The sequence below is a fragment of the Streptomyces sp. genome (assembly GCF_036566765.1).
GTDB lineage: Bacteria > Actinomycetota > Actinomycetes > Streptomycetales > Streptomycetaceae > Streptomyces.
The window spans coordinates 1-6124 of the sequence record NZ_DATCVQ010000510.1 but is presented as its reverse complement, the minus strand read 5'-3'; the positions used below and the strand labels follow the sequence as shown (position 1 = coordinate 6124).

At 70.4% G+C, this 6124-nt stretch carries 4 protein-coding genes and 1 pseudogene; 2 read left to right on the top strand and 3 right to left on the bottom strand.

What is annotated here, in order from left to right; all coding sequences use genetic code 11:
• Together VIU94_RS29760 and VIU94_RS29755 are read left to right on the top strand one after the other, a co-directional pair.
• A pseudogene (locus VIU94_RS29760) lies at positions 1 to 205 on the top strand (hypothetical protein); the annotation flags it as partial.
• 215 nt (positions 206 to 420) lie between these two features.
• The gene (locus tag VIU94_RS29755; RefSeq protein ID WP_331915979.1) at positions 421 to 1872 is read left to right on the top strand and encodes a M1 family metallopeptidase; all 1452 of its coding nucleotides are present in this window, start codon (positions 421 to 423) and stop codon (positions 1870 to 1872) included.
• Between the two features lie 124 nt (positions 1873 to 1996).
• On the opposite strand, the gene VIU94_RS29750 is transcribed toward VIU94_RS29755, so the two are convergent.
• The 3 genes from VIU94_RS29750 to VIU94_RS29740 all read right to left on the bottom strand — a co-directional run.
• The gene (locus tag VIU94_RS29750; RefSeq protein ID WP_331915977.1) at positions 1997 to 3325 is read right to left on the bottom strand and encodes an MFS transporter; all 1329 of its coding nucleotides are present in this window, start codon (positions 3323 to 3325) and stop codon (positions 1997 to 1999) included.
• Between the two features lie 517 nt (positions 3326 to 3842).
• Positions 3843 to 5123, bottom strand: coding sequence for an extracellular solute-binding protein (locus tag VIU94_RS29745; RefSeq protein ID WP_331915975.1), 1281 nt, complete (start codon positions 5121 to 5123; stop codon positions 3843 to 3845).
• A 691-nt stretch (positions 5124 to 5814) separates the two neighbouring features.
• Positions 5815 to 6124: pentapeptide repeat-containing protein (locus VIU94_RS29740; RefSeq protein WP_331915973.1), on the bottom strand; the 310-nt coding region annotated here is incomplete at its 5' end.

Genomic DNA, 6124 nt, shown 5'->3' with positions numbered 1-6124 from the left:
ACCGCGGATGCGTGTGACCGCAGCGCTGCTGATCGCAGTCGGCCTCGTCGGCGCGGCGCTGACCGCCGTGCCAGCGGCGCAGAACGTGGTCCCCACAGTTGTCGGCCTGGGCTGCGCGCTGACCTTGTGGGGCACCGCCGCCTGGACCATCGCCTCGGTCGGCTCCATCGGGAACGAAGCTCGCAGCGCTGACGCCCCTGCGTGACGGGCTAGAAGCCCGCACGTCGCGGAGGCGGAGCGCCATGGACAGCACTGTCGCCGTCGGTGACGCCCGCGCTGCCGTGGTTTCTTCGCGCTTGACGGCCTTCGAGGGTGCGAGTGCGGATGTACTCGCCTCCATGACAGACAGGGAGGCAAGGCTTGCGCCCGGTGTGTCGGAACCGGTCCGTCCGGGCGCACGGGCGTTCTAGCGTGCCTGTCATGACCTCGCTCAGGTTTTGGCGGGCGCCGTTGCTCGCCCTCGCGGCCGTCCTGCTGCTCCTCCCACAGACGGCCGTGGCGCAGGACCAAGCAGACTCGGGGCCCCCGACGTGGGCCGCGTGGCCCGAGAGCCCCTCCTTCGGCGTCCGACTGCAGGGTGGTGGGGCGTCGGAGGCGGCGACACCGGACCGCCCTTCGTACGACGTGGCGTTGCGCGCCGACCGCGACGGCTCGCACTGGACCGGCCGCCAGACGGTGTCCTTCCGCAATGCCGCCAGCACTCCGCTGCGTTCAGTCGACGTACGGCTGTGGGGCAACGGCGCCGACGGCTGCGGAGCCCCCGGCAGGCCGTCCCCGGTCCGGGTGAGCAGGGTCGTCGGAGGCGCCCCTCGACCGCTCGCCGTGGGCTGCACCGCGCTGCAGATCGACCTGCCCGCGCCGCTGCCGTACGGGGCGCGTACGAGCGTCTCCTTCGACGTCGCGATCACAGTCCCGGACCGCGTTCACCGCTTCGGCAGGGACGGCGCGCACCGCTACCTCGGCAACGCGCTGCCCCTGCTGTCCGTACGCGACGCTCAGGGCCGGCACCTCGACCCGGACGTCGGCTTCGGCGAGAGCTTCTACACCCTGGCCGGTGACTTCCGGGTCGTGCTCGACCACCCCGACGCACTGGTCGTTCCCGCGACGGGCACCAGCACCCGGCACGCGGGCGCACCCGGCCGCACGATCAGCACCAGCGTCGCGCGCGGGGTGCGGGACTTCGCGTGGGCGGCGGGCCCCTTCCGGTCGCGGACGCTGACCACGCCCGGCGGAATCCGGCTGAACGCGTACTGGACCGCCACCACGTCCCCCGAGGGCGTCGCAACCGATCTGAGGGACGCCGCCGGCTCGGTGGACGAGTTCGGGGAGCGGTTCGGGCGCTACCCGTACGGCGAGCTCGACCTCGTCATGAGCGACGCCCTCGACGACTTCGGCAGCATGGAGTTCCCGGGCCTCGTGCTGCTGTGGACCGAACCGGAGGGGTCGGCCGTCGTCCACGAAGTGGCCCACCAGTGGTTCTACGGCATCGTCGGCAACGACCAGTTCGCGTCTCCCTGGCTGGACGAGTCCTTCGCCCAGTACGCGAACCAGCTGTACTACCGCGAAGACACCGGCACTTGTTGGGCCGACCACGGCGAGTGGCCCAGCGACACGGCCGCCCTCACCCGCTCCCTGGCCTACTACGCGGACGGCCACCGCACGGAGTACGGCCGAGTGGTCTACGGGCGCGGCGCCTGCGCCCTGCACGACCTGGAACGCGTCCTGGGCACTCCGGCGATGGCCGGCATGCTGCGCGGCTACGTGCGAGAGCACTGGCTGGGCGTCTCCACCACCGCGGACTTCAAGCGCGCAGCCCAGGCTGCGACGGCGAAGGACCTCGGCCCGTTCTGGACGGAGCACCGGATCCACTGAGGGGGCCGACGCCGGGCAGGCAGCTCGCCGGCCCCAGCGCCCCCCCAGGGCGTGGCCGCGGCCGTGGCCGTGTGGCTGTGGCTGTCGCTGGAGACCACCGGCTCGGGAGTGCGCAGCGACCGGCTCACCCCTTGGGGGGCGCTGTTCGCGCAGCGCGGGCGGCGGCGAAGAGGAGGAGCCCGCAGGCGGTCACGAGCAGCCATCCGGTACGGGAGGCCTCGGCGAGGCCGGTGGGGGCGACGCCCGCGACCAGTCCACCTGCGACCGCGATGCCGACCGCCGCACCGACCTGGCGTGCGGTGGACGAGATCGCCCCGGCCACGCCTGCCTGGGACGGCGGCAGGCCGCTGACGGCGGTGTTGGTCAGGGGCGCGTTGGCGAAGCCGAAGCCGACGCCGATGAGGAGATAGGCCGTCAAGAGAAGCGACAGGTGCGTGTTCTGCTCCAGGTTCACCAGGCACAAACCGCCGGCCGCGGTGAAGCCGCCTGCGAGGAGCAGCGGAATCCGGGGCCCGAGCCGCCCCACCAGGATGCCGGACCAGGGAGCGCACAGGGTGGCGCCGACCGCCATGGGCAGGGTCGCGACTCCCGACGCGAGCGGCGTCCAGCCGCGGGCCTGCTGGAGGTAGAGCGTCGTGAGCAGGAGGCTGACGTTCAGCGCGACGAACACGGCCACGGCGCCCAGCACCGCGGCGGTGAAGGCCGGTCGCCGGAAGAGCCCGAGGTCCATCAGCGGCTCGGGTCGGCGCTGCTCCACTCGGACGAAGGCCGCTGCGACGAGGGCGATCAGCGTGTAGCACGTCACGGCGACAGGCGAGGTCCAGCCGATGCGAGGGCCTTCGATGAGGATGCCGACCGCGAGGAACAGTGCTGCAGTCAACAGGAGTTGGCCGGGCACGTCGAGCCGCCGGGCACGCTCGCTGCGGGACTCCGGCACGAACACGGCGACGAGGACGAGCGCGGCGACGACGACCGGGACGTTGATCCAGAACACCGACCGCCACCCGAAGACGGCGATGAGCGCCCCGCCGGTGACCGGGCCTGCCGCCATGCTGAGCCCGAAGACCGCCGCCCACACACCGATGGCCCGGGCGCGCTCGCGGGCGTCGGGCATCGCGTTCACGACGATCGCGAGCGCCACGGGACTCAGCATCGAGGCGCCGATCCCCTGGACGGCCCGGGCGGCGACGAGTGACCCGAGCGACGGGGCGAAGGCGCATGCCAGGGAGGCCAGGCCGAAGACGACGAGGCCGGACCGGAAGACCCGGCGTCGGCCGAGGCGGTCGGCCAGGGCGCCGGAAACGATGAGGAAGCTGGCCAGGACCACGGTGTAGGCGTCCACGATCCATTCCAGACCGTGGGTTCCGACCCCCAGGCCGCGTCCGATCTCGGGCAGTCCGACGTTGACGATCGTCGTGTCGACCCCCACCAGGAACATGCTCAGCGCGCACACGGCGAGTACCGTCCAACGCCTTCGCACGCTGAGTGCGGGTGGTACGGCGGCCAGAGTTGTCGGCGCGATCATGGGTGTCCCCCTCCTGCTCCGGTCGGCCTGCCCGCCGGAGTCGTCTCTCGCCCATGCTCGGATCGAGAGAGTCAGCCGCCCAGAAAATTTGCGGAGACCGCAAAAAAATTCGGCGTACCGGGGACGCGCCTCACGGCACGGGCGACGGCCGGCATCCCCTTCGCGCCGAAGTCGATGCTTCATGCCGTGGCTGCGCTCCGGGCGAGGGCGAACGGAAAACAGGCAGGTCGACCGCGGCCGGGCACCCGCACGCCTTGTGGGCATTTCGCGGGGCACGGAGCGGACGTCCGGTCGACGCCACACGGCTCAGTCACCGCGTCCGAGTGGGACGCGGGCGGCAAGCGGAGGGGAATGGAAACGGTAGAAAACGAACATCGGAGGAACCGGGAAAACGGGAACCGGCGACGCGGGGGGCGGAGGGCGTGCCCACAGATCCTGGAGACCCCTACCTCTGCGTTGTGATGTCCTGGGCCTGCTGGGCGATGTCCTCCAGCACGGCTTGCGGGTCGGCGGACGGCGCGACGGCCTTGCCGATGTTCCGCTTGATGGTGTTGCTCACCTGCAGCCAGGACGGTTCATTGACCGGGTAGAGCTGGGCGCCGCGCAGTGCGATCAGGAACTGCTCGGCGCTGGGGTCTGCCCCCGCGTCCTTGGAGGCTTGGGTCGCGGACACCGTCGAGGGCAACAGGTGGTAGCGCCCGGCGAACTCAATGAGGTTCTTGTCCTCGTAGACGAAGTCCAGGAACGAGCGCACCAGTTCGCGATTGTCGTCGTGCTTGAAGGCCATCATCCAGTCGGCGACGCCCGCCGTCGGCGGGGTGTCCCCGTCTGTCAGCGTGTCCGACACCGGCATGCTCAGCGTGCCGACCTTCATGCCCCTGGCCCTCGCCTCGTGGAGGAGCGAGGGGTAGCCGTTGACCATGCCGACCTCGCCGCGCAGGAAGGCGGCGAAGGCATCCTGGCGGTTGAGTTCGGCCGGCGGGACCGGGCCGGTCAGGGCGGGGACGACCAGGTTGTCCTTGATCCAGCGGAACGTCTGTGTGTTCCGCGGGGACGCGATGCTGTAGCCGCCGCTGATGTCGGTGTAGCCCCCGCCGTTGCTCAGTTCCCAGATCAGGGCTTCGGCGTGCGCCTCCTCGGGACCGAGCGGCAGGGCGTACGGGTAGAGCACGCCCTCCTTCTTGAGCGCCTTGGCCGCGCTCTTCAGGTCCGACCAGGTCTTCGGCGGCTTCGCTCCGGCCTTGTCGAACAGCTCCTCGTTGTAGAAGAGCAGCCGGCTGCTGGCCACGAAGGGCAAGCCGTAGAGGGTGTTGCCGACCGAACCCGCTTCTGCGAGCGGCGGCAGGAAGTTCGCCTCTGCCCTGACCGACAGCAGCTCACTTGCGGAGTAGAGGCGGCCCTGCGCGGCGAAGTCGGAGTACGCGCCCATCAGGGCCACGTCCGGGGCGTTGTCCTCCTTGACCATGCGGGCGACCTCGCGGTCGACGTCTGCCCACGGGTAGAGCGTCACCTCGACCTTCTTGTCGGGGTGGACGGCGGTGAAGGCGGCGGTCAGTTTGTCCCAGTAGGTCTTGGAGCTGGTCGCCGGGCTGTCGCCGTACTCGGCGGCCACCAGGCGCAGCGTCGTCCCTCCGTCGCTCCCGGACGAGCCGCAGGCGGTGACGAGGGAACCCAGTATTCCGAGTGCGGCCACGGAGGCGGTCGCGCCGAAGAGTCTTGGTCGCACAGATCTTTCCTCTTGCTGTTTTTGGACAGTGCGTCCGGAATTCTCTCCTGGCCCGGGGCGTATTGCGCCCCCTGCCCAGTGGTTGTGGCCATTGCTCCAACTAAGACGGTTCCGGCTGGTGTCTTCCGATATGCCGACGTTGATTCCGACGCGCGTAGAACCCTCCACGGTGTCCAAAGCGACTCCCGTACGGAGCATTGACGAGAGCATGGCCAGAGGGGAATTTTCGCTCCACGCCGGACGCCGGGACTGCAGTGGCCGCCGCCGGTGTCCGCCCGCGACGCTGACGCTGTGAACTCGCCGGCTAACGGGTCGGGCGCTCCGGTCTCCGGATTCCGCCCCTCCTGCCACCGACGTTCTGTCTCGATCCCGCGGACGAAGTTCAAAGGGTCGCCGTCACCGAACGTGATGCTGACCGGGCTCACGTCCATCTCGTCCGACAACAGCCGAAACAGGAAATCCGCCATGATGTACGGGTAGGTCGCGAACGACTCCGCCGTGTGCCGCGCGCGCCGTGACCGGGCAGCGACCGGGGCGGGGGCCGGGGGAGGGGGCGGTTGTCAGCCGGCCCGCGACGTCCGCATCGGCCCTGACCCCGCCACGACAAACGCTCCGTCCCTTACCAAGCCATGGGTCACGCTCGCGTGCCTCCGGGTCTGGTGCCCAACGGACCCCCTCGATCGGAGGAGCATCAAGACGAACGCAGGGGTGGGGCGTCCCTGGCGATCGCGGCGGCCGGCAGCAGGATGCTCGGCTCGGTGTCGGGATCCTCGACCATGACGACGCCGGACGCCTGAATGTCGAAGTCCGTCGGCCATGCGGTGACGTCGCTCGCCAGTGCGCCTTCCAGCTTCGCCCGCGTCAGGTCGGCACCAGTGAGGTCGGTTCCTCGGAGATCAGCCAGTCTCAGATCCGCGCCGGTGAACTTGGTGCCATGGCCCCGCGCCTTGCGCAGATTTGCCTCCCGCAGGTCGGCGTCGGAGAAGTCGGCGTCGCTGAGG